The 22946-nt window shown below is 69.2% G+C and carries 21 protein-coding genes; 7 read left to right on the forward strand and 14 right to left on the reverse strand.

Annotation, left to right across the window (positions count from 1 at the left end; all coding sequences use genetic code 11):
• Positions 1-16: 16 nt before the first annotated feature.
• Genes ACZ6SF_RS28080 through ACZ6SF_RS28090 form a run of 3 tightly spaced genes read right to left on the reverse strand, consistent with a single transcriptional unit; the run spans position 17 to position 2666 of the window.
• Entirely contained in the window at positions 17-1117 is a 1101-nt protein-coding gene (locus tag ACZ6SF_RS28080; RefSeq protein ID WP_466066007.1) for an alpha/beta hydrolase family protein, read from the reverse strand.
• A gap of 32 nt (positions 1118-1149) precedes the next feature.
• Complete coding sequence (locus ACZ6SF_RS28085; RefSeq protein WP_466066009.1) at positions 1150-2079, reverse strand: fumarylacetoacetate hydrolase family protein; 930 nt, start codon at positions 2077-2079, stop codon at positions 1150-1152.
• Entirely contained in the window at positions 2076-2666 is a 591-nt protein-coding gene (locus tag ACZ6SF_RS28090; protein WP_466066011.1) for a VOC family protein, read from the reverse strand. The genes ACZ6SF_RS28085 and ACZ6SF_RS28090 overlap by 4 nt, the downstream gene beginning before the upstream one ends.
• 205 nt (positions 2667-2871) lie before the next feature.
• Here ACZ6SF_RS28090 and ACZ6SF_RS28095 point away from each other — a divergent pair, with 205 nt between their 5' ends.
• A complete protein-coding gene (locus ACZ6SF_RS28095) occupies positions 2872-3633 on the forward strand; it encodes an IclR family transcriptional regulator (RefSeq protein WP_466066013.1) in 762 nt (253 codons plus the stop codon).
• A 21-nt stretch (positions 3634-3654) separates the two neighbouring features.
• Here the strand turns inward: ACZ6SF_RS28095 and ACZ6SF_RS28100 are convergent, their stop codons facing one another.
• Positions 3655-5205, reverse strand: a complete 1551-nt coding sequence (locus ACZ6SF_RS28100; RefSeq protein WP_466066015.1) for a bifunctional 3-(3-hydroxy-phenyl)propionate/3-hydroxycinnamic acid hydroxylase — start codon at positions 5203-5205, stop codon at positions 3655-3657.
• A 307-nt stretch (positions 5206-5512) separates the two neighbouring features.
• Here ACZ6SF_RS28100 and ACZ6SF_RS28105 point away from each other — a divergent pair, with 307 nt between their 5' ends.
• Complete coding sequence (locus tag ACZ6SF_RS28105; RefSeq protein WP_466066016.1) at positions 5513-6610, forward strand: serine hydrolase domain-containing protein; 1098 nt, start codon at positions 5513-5515, stop codon at positions 6608-6610.
• A gap of 120 nt (positions 6611-6730) precedes the next feature.
• Here ACZ6SF_RS28105 and ACZ6SF_RS28110 read toward each other — a convergent pair whose 3' ends face one another.
• From ACZ6SF_RS28110 to ACZ6SF_RS28130, 5 genes are all read right to left on the reverse strand, one after another.
• Positions 6731-7867: an ABC transporter substrate-binding protein gene (locus tag ACZ6SF_RS28110; protein WP_466066018.1), complete on the reverse strand. Its 1137-nt coding sequence runs from the start codon at positions 7865-7867 to the stop codon at positions 6731-6733.
• Positions 7868-7954: 87 nt separating this feature from the next.
• Positions 7955-8818: an ABC transporter permease gene (locus tag ACZ6SF_RS28115; RefSeq protein ID WP_466066020.1), complete on the reverse strand. Its 864-nt coding sequence runs from the start codon at positions 8816-8818 to the stop codon at positions 7955-7957.
• Positions 8815-9636: an ABC transporter ATP-binding protein gene (locus tag ACZ6SF_RS28120; protein WP_466066021.1), complete on the reverse strand. Its 822-nt coding sequence runs from the start codon at positions 9634-9636 to the stop codon at positions 8815-8817. The genes ACZ6SF_RS28115 and ACZ6SF_RS28120 overlap by 4 nt, the downstream gene beginning before the upstream one ends.
• Before the next feature lie 68 nt (positions 9637-9704).
• On the reverse strand, positions 9705-10901 hold the full coding sequence (locus tag ACZ6SF_RS28125) for an amidohydrolase (protein WP_466066023.1): 1197 nt from the start codon (positions 10899-10901) through the stop codon (positions 9705-9707).
• Between the two features lie 38 nt (positions 10902-10939).
• Positions 10940-11683, reverse strand: coding sequence for a sulfite exporter TauE/SafE family protein (locus ACZ6SF_RS28130; protein WP_466066025.1), 744 nt, complete (start codon positions 11681-11683; stop codon positions 10940-10942).
• A gap of 199 nt (positions 11684-11882) precedes the next feature.
• Here ACZ6SF_RS28130 and ACZ6SF_RS28135 point away from each other — a divergent pair, with 199 nt between their 5' ends.
• The 3 genes from ACZ6SF_RS28135 (at position 11883) to ACZ6SF_RS28145 (ending at position 14782) form a co-directional block, all read left to right on the forward strand.
• A complete protein-coding gene (locus ACZ6SF_RS28135; RefSeq protein ID WP_466066026.1) occupies positions 11883-12578 on the forward strand; it encodes a GntR family transcriptional regulator in 696 nt (231 codons plus the stop codon).
• Positions 12579-12660: 82 nt separating this feature from the next.
• The gene (locus tag ACZ6SF_RS28140; RefSeq protein WP_466066027.1) at positions 12661-14001 is read left to right on the forward strand and encodes an amidohydrolase family protein; all 1341 of its coding nucleotides are present in this window, start codon (positions 12661-12663) and stop codon (positions 13999-14001) included.
• Positions 14002-14029: 28 nt separating this feature from the next.
• A complete protein-coding gene (locus tag ACZ6SF_RS28145) occupies positions 14030-14782 on the forward strand; it encodes an isocitrate lyase/PEP mutase family protein (RefSeq protein WP_466066029.1) in 753 nt (250 codons plus the stop codon).
• Positions 14783-14851: 69 nt separating this feature from the next.
• Here the strand turns inward: ACZ6SF_RS28145 and ACZ6SF_RS28150 are convergent, their stop codons facing one another.
• Genes ACZ6SF_RS28150 through ACZ6SF_RS28170 form a run of 5 tightly spaced genes read right to left on the reverse strand, consistent with a single transcriptional unit; the run spans position 14852 to position 19952 of the window.
• Complete coding sequence (locus ACZ6SF_RS28150; protein ID WP_466066031.1) at positions 14852-15661, reverse strand: ABC transporter ATP-binding protein; 810 nt, start codon at positions 15659-15661, stop codon at positions 14852-14854.
• Between the two features lie 51 nt (positions 15662-15712).
• Positions 15713-16612: an ABC transporter permease gene (locus ACZ6SF_RS28155; protein ID WP_466066033.1), complete on the reverse strand. Its 900-nt coding sequence runs from the start codon at positions 16610-16612 to the stop codon at positions 15713-15715.
• Entirely contained in the window at positions 16609-17583 is a 975-nt protein-coding gene (locus ACZ6SF_RS28160; RefSeq protein ID WP_466066035.1) for an ABC transporter substrate-binding protein, read from the reverse strand. The genes ACZ6SF_RS28155 and ACZ6SF_RS28160 overlap by 4 nt, the downstream gene beginning before the upstream one ends.
• 9 nt (positions 17584-17592) lie before the next feature.
• On the reverse strand, positions 17593-18810 hold the full coding sequence (locus ACZ6SF_RS28165) for an amidase family protein (RefSeq protein ID WP_466066037.1): 1218 nt from the start codon (positions 18808-18810) through the stop codon (positions 17593-17595).
• Positions 18807-19952 (reverse strand): acetamidase/formamidase family protein, encoded by a 1146-nt coding sequence (locus tag ACZ6SF_RS28170; protein WP_466066039.1) that lies wholly within the window; start codon positions 19950-19952, stop codon positions 18807-18809. The genes ACZ6SF_RS28165 and ACZ6SF_RS28170 overlap by 4 nt, the downstream gene beginning before the upstream one ends.
• Positions 19953-20316: 364 nt before the next feature.
• Here ACZ6SF_RS28170 and ACZ6SF_RS28175 point away from each other — a divergent pair, with 364 nt between their 5' ends.
• A complete protein-coding gene (locus ACZ6SF_RS28175) occupies positions 20317-21180 on the forward strand; it encodes an alpha/beta fold hydrolase (protein WP_466066040.1) in 864 nt (287 codons plus the stop codon).
• 203 nt (positions 21181-21383) lie between these two features.
• Positions 21384-22916 carry an acyl-CoA synthetase gene (locus tag ACZ6SF_RS28180; protein ID WP_466066041.1) on the forward strand — a complete coding sequence of 511 codons (1533 nt, stop codon included), beginning with the start codon at positions 21384-21386 and terminating at the stop codon, positions 22914-22916.
• Positions 22917-22946: the final 30 nt, after the last annotated feature.

A 22946-nucleotide genomic window follows, 5' to 3' on the forward strand; every position in this document is an offset into this window, starting at 1 on the left:
CGCATAACCGGGTGTCCTACGCGGACAGTGCGCTGAGCCGATGGCGGAACCAGTCGGCCACGAAATCCGTGCGTTCGGCGGAATGGTTGTAGATGGTGTGCTCGCCGTCCTCCCACACTCGCAGTGTCGAATCGGCCGACAGGTCGAGAAAGGCGCGCTGCTGGTCCAATGTGATCAGCGGGTCGGCCTCGCCGTGTAGCACGAGCACCGCCGCTGAGGTGCGGTCGACCGCCGGGTCGATCCAGAGCGTACGGAAGATGGCGGCGACCTCCTCGTCGCTTCCGACACCGAGCAGGGCTCGGGACTGCTCGCCGGCAGTACGGAACGGCGCGGGTTCCGGGCGCGAGGGTGCGCCGTTGACACAGCATGCGCCGAAGCGGCTGTCGTGGAGGGCGGCGCGCGCGGCGATCAATCCGCCGAAGCTGTTGCCCCACACTCCGGCCGGGCCGGTGAAACCTGTGCGTTCGCGCACAGCGTCGAGCGTCGCGCTGAAGGCCCCATCCGCATGCTCGTCGAGGTACAGACCGTTGAAGATCCGGGTTTCGCCCTGGCCGGGAGCCTCGAGCAGGACGGCGGACAGCCCCCGCCGGGCCAGGGCTGCGGCCTGCCGGTGGTATGCCGGCCCCCACCCACTCTGACCTCCCACGATAATGACCGTCGGGGTCGGGTGATCCGTGCGAGGACGAACGAACCATGCGATGCAGTGGCTCGACCTGTGGGGGATCGCCAGTCGTTCGACGCACAGGTCGGTGTCGAGATGGGCCGCGTCCTGGTAGGCCTGCGACAGCCGGCCGTACAGAGCGCGCTTGGCGGCGTTGTCGTAGTTGTGGGCCATCTGGGCGGCGACCAGTGCCGCCACCGCCCACCGGTAACAGTCGACCGCCGTCTCGATATTGCCCTGTCCGACAGCGGACGCGGCGCGGGCGAGCTGAGCTTCGGCGAGCGCGGCCGCGGTATCGTCCCAGGCCTGCGTGGCCGGTGCGCCGGTGAGTTGGGCCGCGTCCCAATGATCCATGCCGTAGTCGAGCATGCGGGTCGGCGTCATGGAGCGCAGGAGCGCGGCTCGCGTCTTGACCGCGTCTGCCGGTTCCCGGGGTTTTTCGCTGATCTCGGTCATGAGGCTCCGATAGTCGAGAGGCCGGACCGGAATCAGCCTCGGTCGAGCGGATGGACGGGATCGGCGGCGACGATCGTATTGCGAAGACTTCCGAGCCCTTCGATGGTGGCGACGATCTCGTCGCCCTCCTTCAGCCACGGATAGGCCTCTTCGCTGTGGGTTCGGGACAACTCGAGGATGCAGCCCGTACCGCAGGTGCCCGACCCGATGACATCTCCCGGCCGGACCTCGGTTCCGCGCGAGGCATACGAGATCATCTGCGGGAACGACCAGTGGACATCGGACCAGTTGGCCTCGGTATAGAGGCGGCCGTTGACCGTCAGCGTCATGGCCCTGTCGAAGCCGTTGCCCGCGGCGAACGGAGCGAGCTCGTCGGCGGTCACCAGGTAGGGCCCCAGTCCGGTGGCAGTGTCCTTACCCTTGACCGGGCCCATGGACAATGTCATCTCGCGCTGCTGCACGTCGCGGCCGCTCCAATCGTTGAGGACGCAGTAGCCGACGATGTGATCGGCCGCTTCCTCGACGGTCAGGTTGGCGCCCGCCTTGCCGACAACCGCCGCCACCTCGAGCTCGAAGTCGAACTTGGTGGCTCCCGGGGTCATGGGGATCTCCCCATCGCCGCGGAACGCGTACGGATTGGAGAAGTAGAAGACGGGAATTTCGTACCAGGTGGGGTCCATTTCGAGCCCACGCCAGGCGCGGCCGGCCCGGACGTGCTGTTCGAAGGCGTAGCAGTCGCGGAAGGTGGGGGGCGTCTCCAGCGGCGAGAGGATGCGCACGTCCGTGGGATCGACTTCCGCGCCGGAAGCCGCGGCCTCGCGTCCGGCCGCCAGCAGGGCTGCCTCCCCGGATTCGATGAGCGGAAGGAGGTCGTTGTAGCCGTGGAGGACTCGGAAGCCGGTTTCGACGACGACCCCGACCTGGACCGCACCGTCGGTGCGAGCGAATCGAGCGAACTTCATTCGGCGACATTCCCTTTCGTGACAGCGTCCTTCGGACCCGCTTGGTCGTGGGTCCACCGCTCATAGCTCTCTTCGGTGAACCCAGCGGTTCCGTACTTGTCCACCGAGGCACGGATGGCGGCCATGAGCTCCGCGGCCGGGGTCTCGATATCGATGGTCTCGACGAACGGCTGGCGCGCCACCAGACCGGTCCGCCAATACACCTCGGCCCGATTGCCTTCGGGGTCGAAGAAATACACACCCACGGCGTTGCCGTGGGACACGATCATGTCGAACTCGGTCCGGTGCTCCCGCAGCCGGCGGTACAGCCCGAGGAGATCATCGAACGTCTCGCAACGGAACGAGATCTGCTGGATCAAGCGGCCCTCGCGGGGTACGTCGCGCCCCTTCGCCAGCAGAAGCTCGTGGTGCTCGTCGTCGGGACGGGCGGAGAGGAAGTAGTTACCGAGTGCGGGGTCGTGATCGGTGACGACCAGCCCGAGTACCTCGGTGTAGAACGCGAGTTGCCTGTCCACGTCGAGGCAGCGGATGCCGACGTGGCCGAGCTCCGCGACCTTCGGGCGCGGGATGTCGGTGTACGCGTACATGGAGCGAATCCTTTTCAGCGATGAGCGGTCGACGACCGCGATCTGCGACCCATTCTGTTCAGCAGACGCGGTTCTTGTCAATAGAACAATGGTCGACGCGCTGGGCATACATTGTTCTGCACAACAGAATGATTTCGCCCGGTCCGTGATAGGGTGCGACCGCCACCGGGCGTGGTCTTCGTCTCGACATCCATGGAGGGCACCGATGGCGGCGCTGGCCGGCTACCCGATCGAATCGGTGGAGAACGCTGCCCGGGTCCTGCTGATGCTGCGCGGCCGGCGCGTTCTCCGCGTGGCCGAGGTCGCCTCGGAGCTGGGCATCGCCCGGTCCAGCGCCCACCGCATGCTGACAACCCTGCAATCCCAGGGGCTGCTGCGCCAGGACCCCACGACGCGCGGCTATGCCGCGGGCCCTCAGCTCGTACAGCTCGGTATCGCGGTTATCGGCGCGAACGATCTGCGGGCCGAGGTGCGGCCCACACTCGAGCGGCTCTGCCACGATATCGGCGAAACGGCGCACCTGATCGTGCTCGACGGCACGACGATCGTGTTCCTGGACGGTGTCGAGGGGCGATTCGCGATCCGTGCCGCGGAACGGACCGGAGACCGGGCGCCCGCGCACGCGTCGGCGGCAGGCAAGGTGCTGCTGGCATCGCTGACCCGCGAAGAGCTTCGCGAACGATATCCGGGGAGCCGCATTCAGGGCGGCACGGCCGAAGCGATCACCAGCCGGCGCAAGCTCGAAGAAGCACTCGAGACCGTCGGCCGGCAGGGTTACGCGGTGAACCTCGGCGAGAGCGAACCGGGTCTGCATGCCATCGCAGCCCCTGTTCTCGATGCGGCAGGCAATGTCCGCGCCGCCATCAGCATCTCCGGGCCGTCGTTCCGGCTGACCGAAGACGAGCTGGCCGGCCATGCCCAGGCGTTGCTCGAGGCGACCGACCGGCTCAGCGCGGCGCTGAGCTAGCGACCGCCCCCAGGGCGACGGCTACCGGGTCAGCGACAGTGCCGGTCGCAGCGAGGCGAGAAGTCCCGGCACCCGGGCGAGCTCGGACGCCGAACCGAGGACATAGAAGTCCGGGCGCACCAGCACCGCGATGACGCCGGCCTCCTTCATCCACCGGCTCAATGTATCGCCGTCCTCATAGAGCCCGTAGGGCGAATTCACGACCACCGATCGCAGGCCGATCGAGCTCTCCAGCTCGGCGACCGCCGCGGCCGCGGCAGTATCGAGTTCGGCAAGGCTGAAGAGGGTGAACCCGGTGCCGAGGATGTCGTCGGAGCGGCGGGACCTGCCCTCCGCGGTGCGCAGCAGGGGCTGGACACCGAGGTGACCGGCCAGCGGGTCCCCGGCGCGGAAACCCGCGCCGACCGGCGGCTGGAACGGCGGTGGCAGTTCGGTCGCGGACCGCATGGTCTCGCGGCGTTGCGCCGCGCGTACCGGATCGGTCTCGCAGACGACGGTCCCGATCCGGATCGACTCCTCGATATATGCCAGGACCTGCGGCCGGCGCGAGGCGGTGTACAGATCCAGGAGCCGTGGGTCCGCGGCCCCGCTCACGATCAGGTCGAGAATCCAGGCGAGCGTCGCGGCGTCGCGAATACCGGAGCTCATGCCCTGTCCCAGAAACGGCGGCATAACGTGCGCGGCATCGCCCGCCAGCAGGACCGATCCGGCGCGGAACGTCTCCGCCACTATGGATCTGAACTGGTAGACGGTCTGCCGGATAAGCTCGCCCGCGTCCGGCCCGATCCACGGCCGCACCAGCTTCCACACATTTTCCGGGGTCGCCATCTCCGCGGGGTCATCGCCGTCCACGAGCATGAACTCCCACCGGAAGTATCGCTGGGCAACCCGGCCCATATGATTCGGCCGCTCGGGGTTCAAGACCTGTCCCGTGTGCGGAATGTCGAGCACGGGGGCACCGGGCTTCGGGCGGATATCGGCAACCAGCCAGTCCCCACGGAAGCCCAGGTCCTCGGTGCCGATATCGCACAGAGCCCGCACCGTACTGTTCGCGCCATCCGCGCCGACCACATAGCGAGCGGTGACGACCGTACCGCTGGCCATGGTCACCGCAACGCGGTCGTGGTGTTGCCGGAGATCGACGACGGCGTCACCGAAGCGGAGGTCCACCGTGGGAATCTCATGGATCGCCGCGTCGACGACTTCCTCGAGTTCGGGCTGGTAGAAGTGATATGACGCCTCCCACCCGGACGGAGCGTCCCAATCCCGCGGGAGCCGGGCGAGCACCTCCCCGCCGGGGTCGAGGAACGCGTACAGGCGCGCGGGATCGGCGATACGGCCGACCGCGTCGGCGGCGCCCATCGCCTGGAAGATTCGCATGATCTCGTGGTCGAAGTGACCGGCACGCGGCGTCTCGTAACGACCGGCACGCCGTTCGGACACGATGACACGGTGTCCCGCCCCGCCGAGCAGGGCGGCCAGGCCCTGACCGACCGGGCCGTACCCCACGATCAGGACGTCCGCGTCCAAAGGATCGGCCGAGGTGGTGTGGGGGTCCCCGGAAGGAGTCATGTGCTGCGACCTTTCGCCTAGCCGTCGTCGACCTGCGGCGCGGCCGGCGGGCCGCGCGGGACCCGCACCGCGGCAGCGGTCGAGTACAGGTCTTCGATATTCTGTTGAGCAGAACAAATTCTGTCAAGCAGATCACCGGCAGGGCCCCTCCCGTGACGGAAAACCTTGCGGAGGGCGGAGAATGTGTTCTATTTTACAGATCACGTTCTGGTGAACAGATAACCGATGGTCGCTCCGTCGCCCGTATCGGCTTGTCCGTCCCGCTCCACAATCCACTGGCCGACATATGAACGGGATGGTTTCGACGATGGGAAGCGCAGTAGCGAACGCGATCGACCAGGCGCTCTCGCGCGGCGAAGTGGGCCTGCAGGTCGCGGCGTACCACCGGGGCGAGCTGGTCATCGATATCAACGCCGGGAAAGTGGCGCCGGACAGCCATGAAGTCGGCTCCGGCACGATCTTCTGGGTGGCCTCCGCGGGGAAGGTGTCCACGGCGACTGCCCTGCACGTGCAGGTGGAACGGGGGCTGCTCGACTACGACCAGCCCGTGGCGTCCATCTGGCCGGAGTTCGGCGCTCATGGGAAAGAGACGGCCACGGTGCGCGATGCTCTCACCCACCGCGTCGGCCTCCCCGACCTGCCCGGCGATGCGACACCGGAACTGCTCGGAGACTGGGAGTGGATGGTCGAACGACTCGCACGTTCGGCCCCGAGCGATGTTCCGGCCCACCGGAACAGCTATCACGCACGCACCTGGGGTTACGTCGTCGGGGAGATCGCTCGGCGGGCCGACCCGGCGGGCCGATCGTTCGAGGACCTCGTTCGCGCGGAGGTCCATGCACCCTTGGGAATCACCGAGATCTGGCACCGGCTACCGGAATCGGCGCAGACGGATGTCGCCGTAGTACAGGGTGAGATCCTCAGCGGGGATCCGGCGAAGTTCATCGTCAGCGCGGACCACGAGATCAACACGCCCCGGTACCGGGACAGGATCGATCCGAGCGGGGCGTGGACGACCGCACGAGGGGCCGCACGCCTCTGGGCGCTGTACGCCCAGGGCGGCGAGCTGGACGGAGCGCGCCTGCTGCCCTCCGATCGCATCGAGACCTTCCTGGCACCCCGGGCCTGTGCCCACCCGGCCGGATCGATCGCGGGCCCACGGGCCGTCATCGGAACAGGCGGACTGATGGTGGGCTCGGCCCTCCCCGCATGCGACGAACTCTTGGGTTTTCGAAGCAATCGTGTTCTCTGGCATCCCGGCGCCGGAGGAGCCCTCGGATTTGCCGATCTGGACGCAGAGCTCGCCGTCATGATCTGTCACAACGAGTTCTTCGACGAGCGACCGCACCCGCAGCACCCGTTCGCGGACCTCGTCCGCGCCGTGTACGCCGACGTCGCCGGATGAGCGGCTCGCGACCGGCGGCGCTCCGGACGGCACCGTCCTCCGGCAACCGCGGCACGGACGGCTACCGGAGGACGGGTCGGCGCCGTCCGGCCGGGCTCGGCAGCCGGACGGCGCCGGGTTTCAGGGCTTCGGCGCGGCCGGCAGGCCGATGGCCGGATCGATGAATTCGTTGGTCACCAGATCGGCGGCGGTGAGGCCGTCGGCGATCTGATCACCGCGTTTGCGCAGGATCGGGGTCACCGCGTCGATCACCCGGTCCACCCGCGCGGTATCGAAATCGCCCAGCGTGCTGTCGGGTCCGTTGCCGACGATCTTCTCCGCGACCTGCACCTTCACCGAATCGGAGTTACCGGCCGCGGTCATCGGCGGGCCGTCGGGGATGGTCTCGGCGATACGCAGCAGCGCGGCGTTGACCGGTTCCGGATTCGCGATGTAATCGACCTGGGCCTGCTGCAGCATCGGCACCAGTTCGGTCAGGCAGGGACGCAGCGATTCGAGTTCACCGGCGCGCACCGACCAGGCGTGCGGATAGATCTCGTAGCCGGCCTCGTGCACCAGCAGATAGTCGGTGGGTTTCTTCCAGCCCTCGACATCGTGTTCCCAGCGATAGGGCTCGTTGGAGACATAACCCTGCTGCATCACCTTGCCGCGTTCGGCGACGAACCGGCTCGGGGTGCCGTCGAAGGAGGCGTCGGCCTGATCGGGGCGCACGAACCCGTTGGCGACCAGATAGTCCATGAAGATCTTGCCCTCGCTGTACACCACGGGGGCGTCGGTGCCGGGCACGTCCTTCCATGAATCGACCTTGTAGGTCGCCGGATCCCACATCACGATCTGCGGGTTCACATCGAGTGAAGCGAACACACCGGTCACCGGGAATTCCGACTGCGCCCTCACCGCGTCGTCGGTCGGGACGAATCCGAGTGTGATCGAGGTGTCCTGATACATCTGCGCGGGCACCGGCTGCCCGCCCAGGAAGGGGCCGCCGAGCCGGACCTCGACGTTGATACCGGTATCGCCCAGCGGGCCGGCGTAGGAGCCCTTGTTGACGTCGACGGTTCCGTCGGGACCGACGAGCTGGAAGGCGGCCGCGCGTTCCGGCGTCGCGTACCAGTCGGTCTGGATGACGACGGTGGACGGGCAGACACCGGCCAGCGGGCCCTCACCGGTGGGTTCGGGAACCGAGGTCGCGCCGCCGCAGGCGGTGAGCAGCGCGGCGCCGGCTACGGCGGTCAGGACGGAAAGGGGTCTCTTCATGGGACTTCCTGGTGTGCAGCGGTGGATGGGAGGGAAGCACGGCCGTGATCCACCGGTTCGCACCGGTCGATCACCGCCGGGCGGGGATCAGTGGCCGCGGCGGCGGCCGTGGGCCCGTTCGACGCGGACGGCCAGGAAATCGAAGAACCAGAACAGGATCAGACCGGCCAGCGAGGAGAGCAGCAGCGCGGTCAGCAGTTCCTCGGTGGCCAGCCGCTGCCGGTAGACGTCGATCATCCGGCCGATTCCGGGTTCGCCCTGGCGGAAGAAGAAATCCGCCACGATCGAACCGATGATCGCCATCCCGCCGGAGATCTTGAAACCGGAGATCATCGCGGGAAGCGCGGTCGGCAACTGGAGTTTCAGCAGGCGCTGCCACCGGGTGGCGCCGTGCAGGGTGAACAGATCGTGTTCGGCCGGCGCGACGGCCTTGAGACCGAACAGCGTATTGGTGACCACCGGGAACAGCGACACCATCACGCAGACGATCACCCGGCTGCCGAATTCGTAGCCGAACCAGAACCCGAACAGCGGTACCACCGCGAGGATCGGAATCGTCTGCAGGATCACCGCGTACGGATAGAGCGAGTACTCCGCCCACCGGGCCTGGCTCATGATCACCGCGAAGCCCACCCCCAGCACCATCGCGATCACCAGCCCGCTGAGCGCCACCAGCACCGTGGATCCCAGCGCGGACAGGATCTCGGCCCGCACCGCGGCATCGAGCAGGCCCTCGGTGATCACCTGGTCCGGCCCCGGCAGCAGGAACCGCGATTCCGCGGCGATCAGATAGTGACTCGCGATGTACCAGGCGCCCATCACCAGCACGAACACCACTACGGGCGCGATGATCCGGACCGGCGCGATCCGTGCCCGCCGCCCCGCGGCGGCTTTCGGGCGGGCTTCCGCGGTGACCGTCTGCGCGGCGGTATCCGCCGCCACCGTGGTCATGCCGCCACCGCCTGTTCGGCGGCGTGCAGGGCGGCCGAGACGGTGCCGGCGATTTCGGCGAACTCCGGCGTGTACCGCATCCCGGTGTCGCGCGGGAAGTCCAGTGGCACGGTGATATCGGCCGCCACCCGGCCGGGACGGCCGGTGAGCACGACGACCCGGGTCGACATGAACACCGCCTCCGGTACCGAGTGGGTGACGAACACACCCGCGAACGCGTCCCGGCGGAACAACCCGCCCACCTCCTCGTTCAGGCGCTGGCGGGTGATCTCGTCGAGCGCGCCGAACGGTTCGTCGAACAGGAACACCTCCGGGCGCAGGGTGAGCGCGCGGGCGATCGAGGCCCGCATGCGCATCCCGCCGGACAGTTGCGCCGGTTTGTGTTTCTCGAAACCACCGAGACCGACCCGCTCGATGGCGTCGAGGGCGGCGGCGCGGCGCACCTTGCGGTCCACCCCCGCCAGTTCCGCGGGTAGCTCGACATTGCGCAGTACCGTCCGCCACGGCAGCAGGGTGGCCTCCTGGAAGACGTAGCCGAGTTGTTCGGTGGCCACGTCGACCGAACCGGCGCTGGCCTCCTCGAATCCGGCCGCCAAGCGCAGCAGGGTCGATTTGCCACACCCCGACGGCCCGACCAGGGAGACGAATTCCCCTGGGCGAACGGTGATATCGATATCGCGCAGAGCGGCGGTCCCGTTCTCGAACACCATCGAAACGTTCCGGAACGCGAGCGCCGGGTCCGGCTCGGCCGTAGCCGCGCGGTTCGTATACACGGCCTCCTCCACGGAGGTCGGTACCGGAATAGCCTTTGTGCTCATGAAACAGTTTTATCGGGCGCTGATTGCCGATCGCGGTCGACCGGATTACACCCCTGTTTCGTATACGATCAGTTGGTGAGCTGCCCGGCCCGCGCGACCACCCGGCCGCCCTTGACCACCAGTCCGCGCGGCGCGACACTCACCACCGCCGCGGCGGGCGCCGGGGCGTCCACGGTCAGGAAATCCGCCCGGGCTCCCGGGACCAAGCCGTAATCGGTCAGCCCCAGAACCTCGGCGCCGCCGTGGGTTCCGGCGGCCAGGGCCAGTTCGATCTCGGTATCGGAGAGCAGCCGGTCGCGGAACGCGACGGTCATGATCCGGCGCAGCATGTCACCGTCGCCGTAGGGCGTCCACAGATCGCGGATACCGTCGTTGCCCAGCGCGAGGGTCGCGCCGGCGGCGTGCATCACCCGGGCGGGGACCACCGGCGCGTCGCCGACAGCGCAGGTCACCATGGCGACCCCCGCCTCCGCCAGCCGTTCCGCGATACGCTGCTGATCGTCGGCCGGTAGCCCGCCCATCGCGTAGGCGTGGCTGATGGTCACCCGGCCGGCCATCCCGGTCGCTTTGGTGCGCTCGATGATCAGGTCGAACTCCCAGGCGCCCAGGTTGCCCGGATCGTGCAGGTGGATATCGATCTTCACGCCGAACCGTTCGGCCAGGCCGAAGATGATATCGAGCTGGCCGGTGGGATCGCCGTCGAAGCCGGCGGGGTCGATTCCGCCCACCGCCTCGACGCCGTCGGCCAAGGCCGCCGCGAGCAGATCGGCGACGCCCGGCCGGGAGACGAGACCACCCTGCGGGAACGCGACCAGTTCGACGTCCACCCGGTCGCGGTGACGGGCCGCGGCCTCGCGCACCGCCTCGACCCCGCCCAGCCCCACCGACGGATCGATATCGATATGGCTGCGCACGTAGGAGGTGCCGCTGCCGATCATGGCGGCGAGCAGGTTTCCGGCGTAACCGGCGTTGGGGATCCCGAGTTCGGCGCGCCGGTTCTCGCCGTTGGCGATCCGGCCGGCCAGTGAACGGCCACCCGTGTTGGGCACCCACGGACCGCTGTACAGGGTTTTGTCGAGATGACAGTGGGTGTCGACGAAGCCGGGCAGCACCAGCGCGCCGCCGAGATCCACGGTCTCGATATCGGCGGCCGCGAGATCGGGTCCGATGCTCTCGATCCGGCCGCCCCGGACCAGGATATCGGCGGTGGTGAGCGGACTGCCCGGGCTCCAGGGGCGTCCGTTGCGCAACAGCAGGTCGGTCATGGTTCCTTCTTTCCCGAGAGTGGAGTGGGTCCGGCGAATCAGGTGAACAGCATGGCGAGGCCGGCGCCGGCGCCGAACACGATCACGACGCCGCGGAACACCCCGGGGCGCAGCCGGTCGGCGATCTTCGCGCCGACCGTGCCGCCGAGCAGGCAGGCCGGGGCCAGTACCGCGACCGACCACCATTCGACCGGCCCGAACAGCGCGACCGCGATGGTGGCGGTGGTGGAGACGGCCAGGGTGAGCGCGCTCTTGAGGCCGTTGAGTGAATTGATCGAAGCCTCGATCCCCAGCGCGAGGGCCGTGAGCAGCACGATACCCATCCCGCCGTTGAAATAGGCGCCGTAGACACCGCCGAGGAAGACCCCGGCGAACAACGTGAACCGGGAGTCGCCGCCCTTCTGGGCCAGCCGCTTGGAGATCATCGGCTGCGCGGCGAACAGTGCCGTGGCCGCGAGCACCAGATACGGCACGAGAGCGGCGAACACCTCCGGCGGGGCCGCGAGCAGGGCGATCACTCCGCCGATCGCACCGGCGGTACCGGCGGCGACCAGCCCCGGGACCAGGCTGCGGTGATCGGCGAGCCGGGAGCGCAGGGCGGCCGCGCCGCCCAGATAACCGGGCCACACGGCGACGGCGTTGGTCACCGTCGCGGTCACCGGGGGCAGTCCGGTGGCGACGAGGGCGGGAAACGAGAGCAGGCTGCCGCCGCCGGCGATGGCATTGCACACGCCGGCGCCGAATCCGGCCACCAGCAGCAGAACCGCGTACACGGGATCCATGGCGTCCTTCCGATCCGAAGTGAGTCCGGATCGTATACGAAAAATTTCCGGCCTGTCGATCGAGTGCCGCCGGTCACTCCGACCGCCCCGGCCGGGCGAGCCCCCTCGGCGTCCGGCGGAGTTTCCTGGTATCCAGTGGAAATACCGGGCGGCGGATCGTAGACGAAGGCCGCCGCTCCCCCAGCGAACCGAGGACGATGTGGACAGCACCCGCAACCCGCGCATGACCAAGCAGCAGGTGTGCCGCGCCATTCGCGACGACATCATCCACGGCCTGTTCGCCCCCGGCCAGCGGCTCACCGAGGACACCCTCGCCGAGAGCTACGGCGTCTCCCGGGTACCGGTCCGCGAGGCACTGCGCACACTCGAGGCCGAGGGATTCGCCTACTCCCGCCCCTATGCGGGCACCTTCGTCGCGGAACTGACCGAGGACGAGGCCGCCGACCTGCTCGAGATCCGGGCGCTGCTGGAACCGCTGTGCGCGAGCCGGGCCGCGCACCGGCGCACCCCCGAGCAGCTGGGCCGGCTCAAAGAACTCACCGCGCTCGGCCAGGAGGCGGTCCGAGGCGGCAGGCTCGACGAGCTGACCAGGCTCAACAGCCGGTTCCACGAGGTGCTGGCCGAAGCGTCGGGCAGTACGCTGCTGACCCAGCTGATCACCCAGCTCGGCTGGAAGATCGCCTGGGTGTACGCGGTCGAACTCCCGCGCCGCGCCGCGGATTCCTGGTACGAACACGAGCGGATCTGCGATGCCCTCGAGGCCCGGGACGCCGAGGCGGCGCGGCGGGTGGTCGCCGAGCACATCGGGCACGCGACCACCGCGTACCGGCTGCGGCAGCGGGGGGTACCGGAGCACCACCCCGCGGTCACCGGCGGGCCCGGATCGAGTTCGTAACCTGAGCGAAGCATTCCGCCGCCCTACCGGAAACACCCGGGTCGTATACAAACCGGAGTTCGTTTTTCTCCGGGAGGTATCGATGTCGACGTCCCCGCTCCGCACACCCGAGGCTCCGGCACCGGAGATCCCGCTGCGCGATTCGCCGCCGGCCGCGCCCGGCACCGCCGATCTGCTGCTCCGGCATGCCCGGATCGATGACGCGACCGCTCCGGTCGATATCGCCGTCACCGGCGGCGTGATCACCGCGATCGGGCCGGATATCGCGGTGCCGGCCGCGCACGAGATCGACTGCGCCGGGCGGGTGGTGATCCCCGGACTGGTGGAATCACATGTCCACCTCGACAAGGCGCTGCTCGACGGGGAGCGCGCGAACGACGACGGCACCCTCGCCCGGGCGATCGAGATCACCGCGGACCTCAAACGCGAGTTCACCGCGGATTCCCTCCGCGCCCGCGCCCGCCGGGTCCTGGAACAGGCGATCGGCAACGGCACCACGGCCATTCGCGCCCACCCCGATGTGGACCCGATCGTCGGACTGCTGGGTGTGCACACACTGCTGGAGTTGCGGGAGGAGTTCCGGGGCCGGATCGATCTGCAGATCGTCGCGTTTCCGCAGGAGGGGATATTCCGCGCGCCGGGCACCCTGGCGCTGCTGCGGGAGGCGCTGGGTGACGGCGCCGATGTGATCGGCGGCTGCACCTACAACGAGGATTCGCCCGCGCAGTGCCGCCGGCATATCGACCTGGTCTTCGAACTGGCCGCCGAATTCGGGGTGCCGGTGGATCTGCACGCCGATTTCGCCGACGATATCGGTGATCCCCGGTTCGCCCTCGCGGATTACATCGCCGAGGTCACCGGGCGCACCGAAATGGGCGGCCGGGTCACCATCGGTCACGCGACCTCACTGGCCGCCCGCGAACCCGGGGACCGGCAACGGGTGCTGCGCCTGCTCGCCGACGCCGGGGTCGCGGTGGTGCCGCTGCCCGCCACCGATATGTTCCTCGGCGGCCGTACCGATACCGCGAATATCCGCCGCGGTATCGCCCCGGTCCGCGAACTGTGGGCCGCCGGAGTGCGAACCGCCTACTCGTCCAACAATATTCGCAATGCCTTCACCCCCTACGGCAATGCCGATCTGCTCGATATCGGCCTGTTCCTGGCCCAGACCTCGCATCTGGCCGGTCCCGCCGACCTCACCCGGGTCCTCGGTATGGCCACCTACGAGGCCGCCGCGGTGATCGGTATCGCCGACAGCTACGGCCTGCGGGTGGGCGCGGCGGCCGATCTGGTGGTCCTGGACACCTCGCGGGTCGCCGACGCGCTGCTGGACCGGCCCGACCGCTGCTATGTGATCAAAGGCGGCCGGGTGGTCGCGCGAACCAGACGGATCCGCGAGTTGCTGCCCGTCACCGCCGGATGAGAGCCGGGAGTACGGCAGGATCGGTGTGATGACCACACTGTCCGAAAAAGCCGCCGCGTTTCTCGCGCTCCATCGTCCCGGTGATCCGGTCGTCCTGCCCACGGTCTGGGACGCGTGGTCGGCGGATCTGGTGCAGCAGGCCGGTTTTCCGGCGCTCACGGTCGGCAGTCATCCGCTCGCCAACTCGGTCGGCAAAGCCGATCAGGAGGGTATGGCCTTCGCCGAAGTCCTCGGCCGGGTCCGGGAGATCACGGCGGCGGTGGACGTGCCGGTCTCGGTCGATCTCGAATCCGGCTACGGGATCGAGCCGGCGGCCCTCATCGACGGGCTGCTGCAGGCCGGTGCCGTCGGTTTCAATATCGAGGACACAGTGCACAAAGAGGGCGGCCGGATGCGCGAGCCGCAGGAGCACGCCGATCTGGTGGGCCGGTTGCGCCTGGCCGCCGACGATACCGGTGTGCACGTCGTCGTGAACGCCCGGACCGATCTGCTGCTCACGTCCTCCGGCGATCCGGCCGAACTGGCCGGGTCCGCGATCGACCGATTGCGGCTGGCGGCCGCGGCCGGCGCCGATGTGCTGTACCCGGTGGGCCGCTACGGACCCGAGGTGCTGAGCCGCCTGTGCGCGGAACTGCCGTTGCCGGTCAACGCCGTCACGCTGCCGGAGCAGGGCGATAAGGCGTACTTCGCCGAACACGGCGCGGCACGAGTGAGTTTCGGACCGTTTCTGCAGTACGCGCTCGCGGCGGAGGCGAACCGGCTGCTCGCCCCCTGGCGGTGAGCCCACACGGATGAGGCACCGCCCCGGAGGTGTCACACAGGCCGGGGCCGTCCTCGTGACATCTCCGGCTCAGTGCGCGGCCGCGTGATCGCCCTGGTGGATGAGTGCGTCGATACGGCGTTTGTAGTCGTTGAATTCCGGGGTGGTGGATTCGCGCTCGCGGGGCAGATCGATCTCGACGACCTCGCGGATATGCCCCGCCGACCCGTGCGCGGTGCCCCCGGCCATCACCACCACCCGGTCGGACAGGTACACCGCCTCCTCCACACTGTGGGTGACGAAGACGACCGTCACCCCCGAATCACGGTGGATACGCGCCAGTTCGGCCTGCATCCCGGTGCGGGTGAGCGCGTCCAGGGCGCCGAAGGGTTCGTCCATCAGCAGGACGGCCGGCCGGTTGGCCAGCACCCGGGCGATGGCCACCCGCTGCTGCATACCGCCGGAGAGCTGATGCGGGAACGAATCGCGGACCCGGGTGAGCCCGACCGTCTCCAGGCAGCGGTCGGTGGTCTCGCGGATATCGTCGCGGGTCATCCGGGCCTGTTTCGGCCCGTAGGCGACGTTCTCGGCGACGGTCAGCCACGGGAACAGACCGTAGTCCTGGAAGACCACGCCGCGGTCCGGGCCGGGGCCGGTGACGTGTTCCTCGGCGACGGCGACCGAACCCTTGGTCGCGGTCTCGAAACCGGCGAGTATCCGCAGCAGGGTGGATTTACCGCAGCCGCTCGCGCCGACCACGCAGACGAATTCACCGGCGGTGATATCGAGGGAAACACCGTCCACGGCGTAGCCGGTGCTGCCCGGATACCGTTTGCCCAGATCCTCGATCGTGATACGGGCGGGCCGGTGGGGGCGGCGGCGGGTGGAATAGATCTTCATGGTGATCACCTGATCCGAGGAAGGGTCATGGGAGGAGGGGGCGCCGCCGCATCATGGAAGGAGGGGGCGCCGCCCCGCGAACAACCGCACGGCCAGCATCAGGATGCGGTCCGCGAGGAAACCGGCCAGGCCGATCACGATCATCACCGCGACGATGAGATCGGTGCGCGACTGTTCGCGGGCCTGGGTGATCAACGCACCCAGCCCCACCCGGATACCGACGGTCTCACCCACCACCAGGATCACCCACGACAATCCGAGCGCGATCCGCAGGCCGGACACGATGGTGGGAATCGCCGCGGGCAGCACGACCTTGTACAGGGTCTGCGCGGGCGGGGTCCCCAGCATGGCGGCGGCCTCGAACAGCCGCCGCGGCACCGCGCGCACCCCGGCGATCGTATTGATCAGGATCGAGAACACCGCGGCGAGAAACACCAGGAAGATTGTCGCGCGATCACCGAATCCGATGATGAGCAGCGAGAGCGGGGCCCACGCGGTCACCGGGATGGGCCGGATCAGGCCGAGGGTCGGTTCCAGCATCCGGTAGACCAGCGGCGAGCGGCCCATCACGATACCCAGCGGTACCGCGATGGCCGCGGCGATCGCGAAGCCCTGGACCACCCGCAGCGTGCTGGCGTAGAGGTGCACCCACAGGGTGCCGCTGTAGGTGTCGTCGACGATGCCGCCGACGGCGAGGTCGGCCAGCCGGCGCGCCACTTCGTAGGGGGTGGGCAGGAATTCCATCTGGATCCCGAACGGCAGCGTCCAGCCGCCACCCACGCCGTGATGCCACAGCAGCAGTCCGAGGACCGGCACCGGCAGCGCCCAGAGCAGGGTGACCAGCCGGCCCCGGTAGCGCGCCCACCGTGCCGGGCCGCGGCCGGGTTCGGCTTCCGCCGGGGTGACCGGCTTCGCGTCGGTGGTTTCGGCCGCGATTCCCAGCGTGGTCATCCCGCGGCTCCCACGGTGTCGAGGAATTCGGTGCGGAAGACCTTCGTCATATCCGGAGCGGCCGGGAGCTGATCGAAGGCGACCATCTGTCGCGCGAGTTCGGCGACCCGCTGCCGGTACTCGTCGTCCAGCTGCCAGCGCAGGCTGATATTGCCGATGGCGATATCGGTGACGCCCCGCTCCATCCCGAATGTTTCCACGAGTCCGGCGGCCCACGCGTCGTGGTCGCCTTTCATGAAATCGGTGGCGCGGGTGAAGGCGCCGACGGCTTCGCGGGCGCGGTCGGGTTCGGCGTCCAGGAAGGCGCCGTTACCGCCGAAGACGATATTGGTGGCGCCGATCGGGGTCTCGTAGGGGGAGACGATTTCATGGGCCCCGGCCTGCCGGGCGATGGATACGCCCATCTCGGCGCTGAGGAAAGCGTCCACCCGGTCGGCCGTGTAGGCGTTGGCCATATCCGAGTAGGCCAGATTCACCAGTTGCACATCGGAGTCCGGGTCCAGGCCGTGCGCACGCAGGGTGAGTTTCAGCGCGATCTCCTGCGACGACCCGGCCGGGAACCCGATCCGCTTACCCCGCAGGTCCTGCACGGTCCGGATCTCCGGACGCCCGACGAAACCGGATCCGCCGTCGGCCGCCGAGGCGATGACACGGACATTCTGTTCCGCGGCGACTCCGGCGAGCATGGCCGGTGCGCCGAGTACGCCGAGATCGATGGCGCCCGAGGCGAGGGCGTTCTTGATATCGGGTGAGTTCTCGAACAGCACGACCTCGTAGGTGGTGTTCTCCGGCGCGAACCGCTGCATGAAGTACGGGGCGTACAGATGCGGCTGCCCGCGCAGGGTTCCGATCTTGATCGCGCCCGGGTCACCGCCGACGCTGTCGGGTGTGGCGATACACCCGCTCAGGCCGGCCACCGCCAGGACAGCGACCGCGATGATCGAGAAGATATGACGGAGTGGGCGTTTCATACTCGGTCCTCACTGTGGAGCGGGCCCAGCGGCGCTGCTGAGTGCGAGGTGGATCAGGGAGCGGTCGGTACCGGGCGCGCCGACCAGGCAGACGCCGACCGGCGCGCCGTCGTGATCGCCCAGCGGCAGGGTCACCGCGGGCAGGCCCGCGATGGCGGCCGGGCAGGTCAGCGCGACGGTGCGGGCACGGGCGGCCGCGAATGCCGCCGGGCCCGCCGAACGACGCGGCGGCTGGGTCGCGGTGGCGGGCAGGATCAGGGCGCGGCCGGCGACCGCGGCCCGGATACCGTCCGAGGCGTCGGCCAGGACCGCGCGCGCGGCCTCGGCCTGTGCCGGGGTCACGGTCGCGGCGAAGGCGAACCGCTCGGCCACATCGGGTTCCAGTACGCCGGGGTGCGCGGCGATCCACCGCCCGTGGTTGGCCCAGGCCTCGAACGCCTGGACGACCCGGAACGCCTCGGGCCAGGATCCGTCCGGGGCCAGGTCCACCCGGGTGGCGCCGACCGCGCGCGCGTAGTCACGGACCGCGGCCGCTATCGGGGCGTCGGCGCGATCGCACAAGGCCGGGTCGAACGCGAAACCCGCGCGGGGTGCCGGATCGGCGGACTCCACCGGGCCCGGGGTGCGGCCCTGGAGCTCGATATCGACGCCGAGCACGCAGTCGGCGACCGCGGCCAGGGTGGCGCCGTCGCGGGTGAGCCAGCCGACCGCGTCGAACGACTGCGCCAGCGGCAGCAGCCCGGTGGTCGCGACCCGGCCGTGGGTGGTGCGGATTCCCCACAGCCCCTGGTAGGCGGCCGGTACCCGGATCGATCCCGCGGTATCGGTACCGAGTCCGATACTCACCTCGCCGCGGCGCACGGCCACCGCCGGGCCGCTGGTCGAACCGCCCGGAATCCGGTCGGGGGCGGCCGGATTGACCGGCATCCCGAACCGGCCGTTGCTGCCGGTGAGGCTGTAGGCGAATTCGTCGGTCTGCGCGATACCGGTGATGTGCGCGCCCGCGGCCAGCAGCCGGGCCGGGACCGCGGCATGCGCGCGGGCGGGGGTCCCGTCGAGTTCGTAACCGGGCACCCCGGCGCCGATGGTGTATCCGGCCAGGGCGTACAGATCCTTGACCGCCACCGTATGACCGGTGAGCGGTCCCGGCGCCGTGGCCTCGACCAGCGGCGCGCCCACCAGGCGCCAGACCGTGGTGTCCACCTCGGTGGCCGCGGATCCGGTCATCTCACCCGCTCCAGGATCCGGCGGGCCAGTGCGGTATCGGCGCCCGGACCGAAATCGGACCGGCGCACCGCGGCGTGCACCCCGCGGACCCGGTCCACGGCCTGCGAGACGGTGAAATCCGCGGCGGCGCTGAGATACAGGTAGGCGCGCCGGGGTTCGGCGTCGAAGAGTTCGGAGATCATCTCCACCGCATGGGTCACGCACAGCTCCAGCGCGGTGTTCAGATCGGTGTGCAGGCCGGTGGGGATCAGCAGCCCGTGCGCCGCGGCGAACGGCCCGATCCGGCCGCCGAATCCACCCGCGATCTCCGCGGCCGGGATCACATCCACCGTGAGGCTCGCGCGCAGCGGTGCCTCGAGCGCGGTGAGGGCCACCTCGCCGTCGCCCTGGGCGAAATGCGGATCGCCGATGTAGAGCATCGCGTCGGGGACCTGCACGGGCAGGAACAGGGTGGCGCCCTCGGTGAGGAGTTTGACGTCGATATTGCCGCCGTGCGGGCCCGGCGGCACCGAGTCGACCCGGATACCGGTATCGGTCGCCACCCCGATGATGCCCAGGAACGGCGCCAGCGGAAAGGCGGCCTGCGCGGCACCGGCCGTGGCGGCCAGCGGCATGGTGGCGATCCAGTCGCCGTCCTGGGACCGCACGCGGCAGAACTGGCCGTAGTCGCCGTCGAATCCCGGACGCCCGGCGAGCACTCCGCGACCGTGGCGGGTGGAGATCACGCCGTAGGGCGCCCGCATGGTGAGCGCGTCGATCCGGACCGCCAGCAGATCGCCCGGCCGCGCCCCCGCGATCGCGATCGGCCCGGTGACGATATGCGGCCCGGCGCCGGGCTCACGCCGGCAGCGGGCCGTCACCTCGACGGCATCGGCGAGCACGTCGTCGCGTTCCACCCCGTGGCCCCCGAAATAGCGCACGGGATCCGAGCCCTGGTCCTCCAGGATTCCCTCGTGGCTGATCGTGTCGATCACCACCGTCGTGCCCGGCGCGAAGGTCGCCACCGGGGAATCCGAGCGACAGGGCAACCTGCCCCAGAGCACTGTGCCGGGCTCGGCGGGTACATACGCCGTACCCGGCTCGATTCCCGTGTCCTGCTGCAAAACCGGAAAGGCCGCGGCCTCCTGCCAGGTCAGCGTCACCGCGATCTCCTTATTGGTCAGACCACCTGATGCACCGACGATAAGGTGCCGGACCGGCCCTGGCGAGAACGGTCGCCGAACGTAACGACCGATTTACCGGGCGGCAATACAACCTGGAAAATCACTGTGCGGCGGTAACTTCCCCGACCAATTAGGCGAGACTTCACACCGCGGACGACAACCCCCGAGCGGCACCGGCCCATACCGATCCGAGTGAAATCGGAGTATTGGTCAGACCACTCGGATGTCGGCCCGCCGACCACCGCCCGGCCACCGCACCACCGCCCGGCTCCGTAGCACCGGACCGTCACCCCTCCCCCGCATTGCGTAGCGTTCGGCGCGTACCCCGGGCAAGGAGGATCGGATGACCGGCGCGGACAGCGGGCGCACAGTGGACGTGGGCGACCGCGAGATCTTCTACGGCGACCACGGCGGCGGAACACCCGTGGTGCTGCTGCACGGGGGCGGACCCGGCGCCTCGGGCGCGGCCGCCTACTCGCGCAATATCGACGCCCTCGCCCGCCGGTTCCGGGTGATCGTGCCCGACCTCCCGGGCTACGGCCGGTCCACCAAACGAATCGACCGGTCCGACCCGTTCGGAGATCTGGCGGCCGCGATCGGCGGGCTCCTGGACGCACTGGACCTGCCGAGCGCGCACCTGATCGGGAATTCCTACGGCGGGGCGGCGGCGCTGCGGCTGACGATGGACCGCCCGGATCTCGTCGACCGGCTGATCCTGCTGGCGCCGGGTGGTATCGGCACCACCCGGACGCTGCCGACGCCGGGGCTGCGGGCACTGCTGTCCTACTACACCGGCACCGGGCCCGACCGGGACGAACTCGCCGTCTTCCTGCGCGAACACCTGGTCTTCGACGGCAGCGCCGTCACCGACGAGATGATCGACGCCCGGTTCCGGGCCAGTGTGGACCCCGAGGTGGTCGCGAACCCGCCGCTACGCCGCCCGTCCGGCCGGGGCGCCGCCCGGACCCTGCTGCGCATGGACCTCACCCGCGACCCCCGGCTGCGGCGGGTATCGCAGCCGACGCTGGTCGTCTGGGGCGCGCACGACCGGGTGAACCGGCCCGGGGGCGCGCGCATGCTGGCCGATCGGATGCCCGACTGCGATATCTACCGGGTGGCGAGGGCCGGTCACTGGGTGCAGTGGGAGCGCGCGGCGCTGTTCAACGAACTGGCGAGCACCTTCCTGACGGAGACCCGCCACACCTGAACCCGGCAACCCGGACCGCGGCGGCGCCGGATTGCGGTGGCACCTCGCAATTTCAGACATATTGACCGAATGACCGTTCACTTTCGGTTATCGTCGCGCTACCGGGCAACACGCCCGGCGGGAGACGCGCGACGCGGCGCGGCGCGGTCCCCCATCGGCTCGGCGGCCGGTCGCGACCGCCGGTGTTGGCGAAGAGGAGCAGCATGTACCCCGGTGCGCATGTCGATCGTTTCCCTGATAAACCGGCCGTCATCATGGCCGGGACCGGCGAGACGCTGACCTATCGGCAACTCGAGGACAACTCCGCCCGGCTCGCCCGCCATCTGCACGAGGCGGGACTGCGCCGCGGCGATCACATCGCGCTGGTGTCCGGAAACGATCCGAAGGTGTACGAGGCCTACTGGGCCGCGCTGCGATCCGGGCTTTACATCACAGCCGTCAACCGGCACCTGTCGCCGGACGAGATCGCCTATATCGTCGACGACTGCGGCGCCCGCGCGCTGATCGCGTCGGCCGGTCTGCGGGAGGCCGTCGAGCAGGTCGCGGGGAAGACGCCGGGAGTGGAGCTCCGGCTCGCCTTCGGCGGCGCGGTGGCCGGGTACGAATCCTACGAAGAAGCCCTGGCCGCGGCCTCGCCCGAACCGCTGGCCGACCAGCCGCGCGGCGCCGATATGCTCTACTCCTCCGGCACCACCGGCCGCCCGAAGGGCATCAAACAGCCGCTGTCGGACAGTCAGGTCGGCGATGAGCCCGGCGACCCCTACACCGCCGTTTTCGGCCCGCTCTACGGATTCGGCCCCGATGCCGTGTACCTGTCGCCCGCCCCGCTCTATCACGCCGCCCCGCTGCGGTTCGGCGGCGTGGTGCACGCTCTCGGCGGCACCCTGGTGGTGATGGAGCGGTTCGACGCCGAGGCCGCCCTGGCCGCGATCGAGCGCTACCGGGTGACGCACAGCCAGTGGGTGCCGACCATGTTCGTGCGGATGCTCAAACTCGACGAGGCCGTCCGCGCCCGCTACGACGTCTCCAGCATGCGGGTCGCCGTCCACGCCGCGGCCCCGTGCCCGGTCGAGGTCAAACAGGCGATGATCGACTGGTGGGGCCCGGTCCTGTACGAGTACTACGCGTGCACCGAGGCCAACGGGGCCACTTTCATCGACAGTGAGCAGTGGTTGCGGAAGCCGGGATCGGTGGGGCCCGCCGGAATGGGTTCGATCCGCGTCTGCGGCGACGACGGCGCGGAGCTGCCGATCGGCGAGATCGGCACCATCTACTTCGAACGCGAGGAAGTGCCGTTCACCTATCACAACGATCCGGCGAAAACCGAGGACGCGCAGCACCCGGCGTATCCGACCTGGACCACCACCGGCGATATCGGCTACGTCGATGCCGACGGTTTCCTGTTCCTCACCGACCGCAAGGCGTTCATGATCATCTCCGGCGGGGTGAACATCTACCCGCAGGAGGTCGAGGACGCGCTGGCCCTGCATCCCAAGGTGCTCGACGTCGCGGTGATCGGGCTGCCCGACGAGGAGATGGGCGAATCGGTGAAGGCGGTCGTCCAGCCCGCGCCCGGTGCGGAGCCGGGGCCGGAACTGGCCGCCGAACTGCGCGACTACCTGCGTGAGCGCATCGCGCATTACAAGGTGCCCCGCAGTGTCGACTTCGCCGAGGAACTGCCGCGCACACCCACCGGCAAACTGGTCAAGCGCAAACTACGCGAACAGTATCTCTGAGAGGGCAGCGCACGTTTGGGCCGGACACAC

This window comes from Nocardia sp. NPDC049935, from assembly GCF_055586645.1.

Coding starts and splice junctions, on each gene's coding strand:
- ACZ6SF_RS28080 (WP_466066007.1), bottom strand. CDS start 1,117: ATGACCGAGATCAGCGAAAAACCCCGGGAACCGGCAGACGCGGTCAAG.
- ACZ6SF_RS28085 (WP_466066009.1), bottom strand. CDS start 2,079: ATGAAGTTCGCTCGATTCGCTCGCACCGACGGTGCGGTCCAGGTCGGG.
- ACZ6SF_RS28090 (WP_466066011.1), bottom strand. CDS start 2,666: ATGTACGCGTACACCGACATCCCGCGCCCGAAGGTCGCGGAGCTCGGC.
- ACZ6SF_RS28095 (WP_466066013.1), top strand. CDS start 2,872: ATGGCGGCGCTGGCCGGCTACCCGATCGAATCGGTGGAGAACGCTGCC.
- ACZ6SF_RS28100 (WP_466066015.1), bottom strand. CDS start 5,205: ATGACTCCTTCCGGGGACCCCCACACCACCTCGGCCGATCCTTTGGAC.
- ACZ6SF_RS28105 (WP_466066016.1), top strand. CDS start 5,513: ATGGGAAGCGCAGTAGCGAACGCGATCGACCAGGCGCTCTCGCGCGGC.
- ACZ6SF_RS28110 (WP_466066018.1), bottom strand. CDS start 7,867: ATGAAGAGACCCCTTTCCGTCCTGACCGCCGTAGCCGGCGCCGCGCTG.
- ACZ6SF_RS28115 (WP_466066020.1), bottom strand. CDS start 8,818: ATGACCACGGTGGCGGCGGATACCGCCGCGCAGACGGTCACCGCGGAA.
- ACZ6SF_RS28120 (WP_466066021.1), bottom strand. CDS start 9,636: ATGAGCACAAAGGCTATTCCGGTACCGACCTCCGTGGAGGAGGCCGTG.
- ACZ6SF_RS28125 (WP_466066023.1), bottom strand. CDS start 10,901: ATGACCGACCTGCTGTTGCGCAACGGACGCCCCTGGAGCCCGGGCAGT.
- ACZ6SF_RS28130 (WP_466066025.1), bottom strand. CDS start 11,683: ATGGATCCCGTGTACGCGGTTCTGCTGCTGGTGGCCGGATTCGGCGCC.
- ACZ6SF_RS28140 (WP_466066027.1), top strand. CDS start 12,661: ATGTCGACGTCCCCGCTCCGCACACCCGAGGCTCCGGCACCGGAGATC.
- ACZ6SF_RS28145 (WP_466066029.1), top strand. CDS start 14,030: ATGACCACACTGTCCGAAAAAGCCGCCGCGTTTCTCGCGCTCCATCGT.
- ACZ6SF_RS28150 (WP_466066031.1), bottom strand. CDS start 15,661: ATGAAGATCTATTCCACCCGCCGCCGCCCCCACCGGCCCGCCCGTATC.
- ACZ6SF_RS28155 (WP_466066033.1), bottom strand. CDS start 16,612: ATGACCACGCTGGGAATCGCGGCCGAAACCACCGACGCGAAGCCGGTC.
- ACZ6SF_RS28160 (WP_466066035.1), bottom strand. CDS start 17,583: ATGAAACGCCCACTCCGTCATATCTTCTCGATCATCGCGGTCGCTGTC.
- ACZ6SF_RS28165 (WP_466066037.1), bottom strand. CDS start 18,810: ATGACCGGATCCGCGGCCACCGAGGTGGACACCACGGTCTGGCGCCTG.
- ACZ6SF_RS28175 (WP_466066040.1), top strand. CDS start 20,317: ATGACCGGCGCGGACAGCGGGCGCACAGTGGACGTGGGCGACCGCGAG.
- ACZ6SF_RS28180 (WP_466066041.1), top strand. CDS start 21,384: ATGTACCCCGGTGCGCATGTCGATCGTTTCCCTGATAAACCGGCCGTC.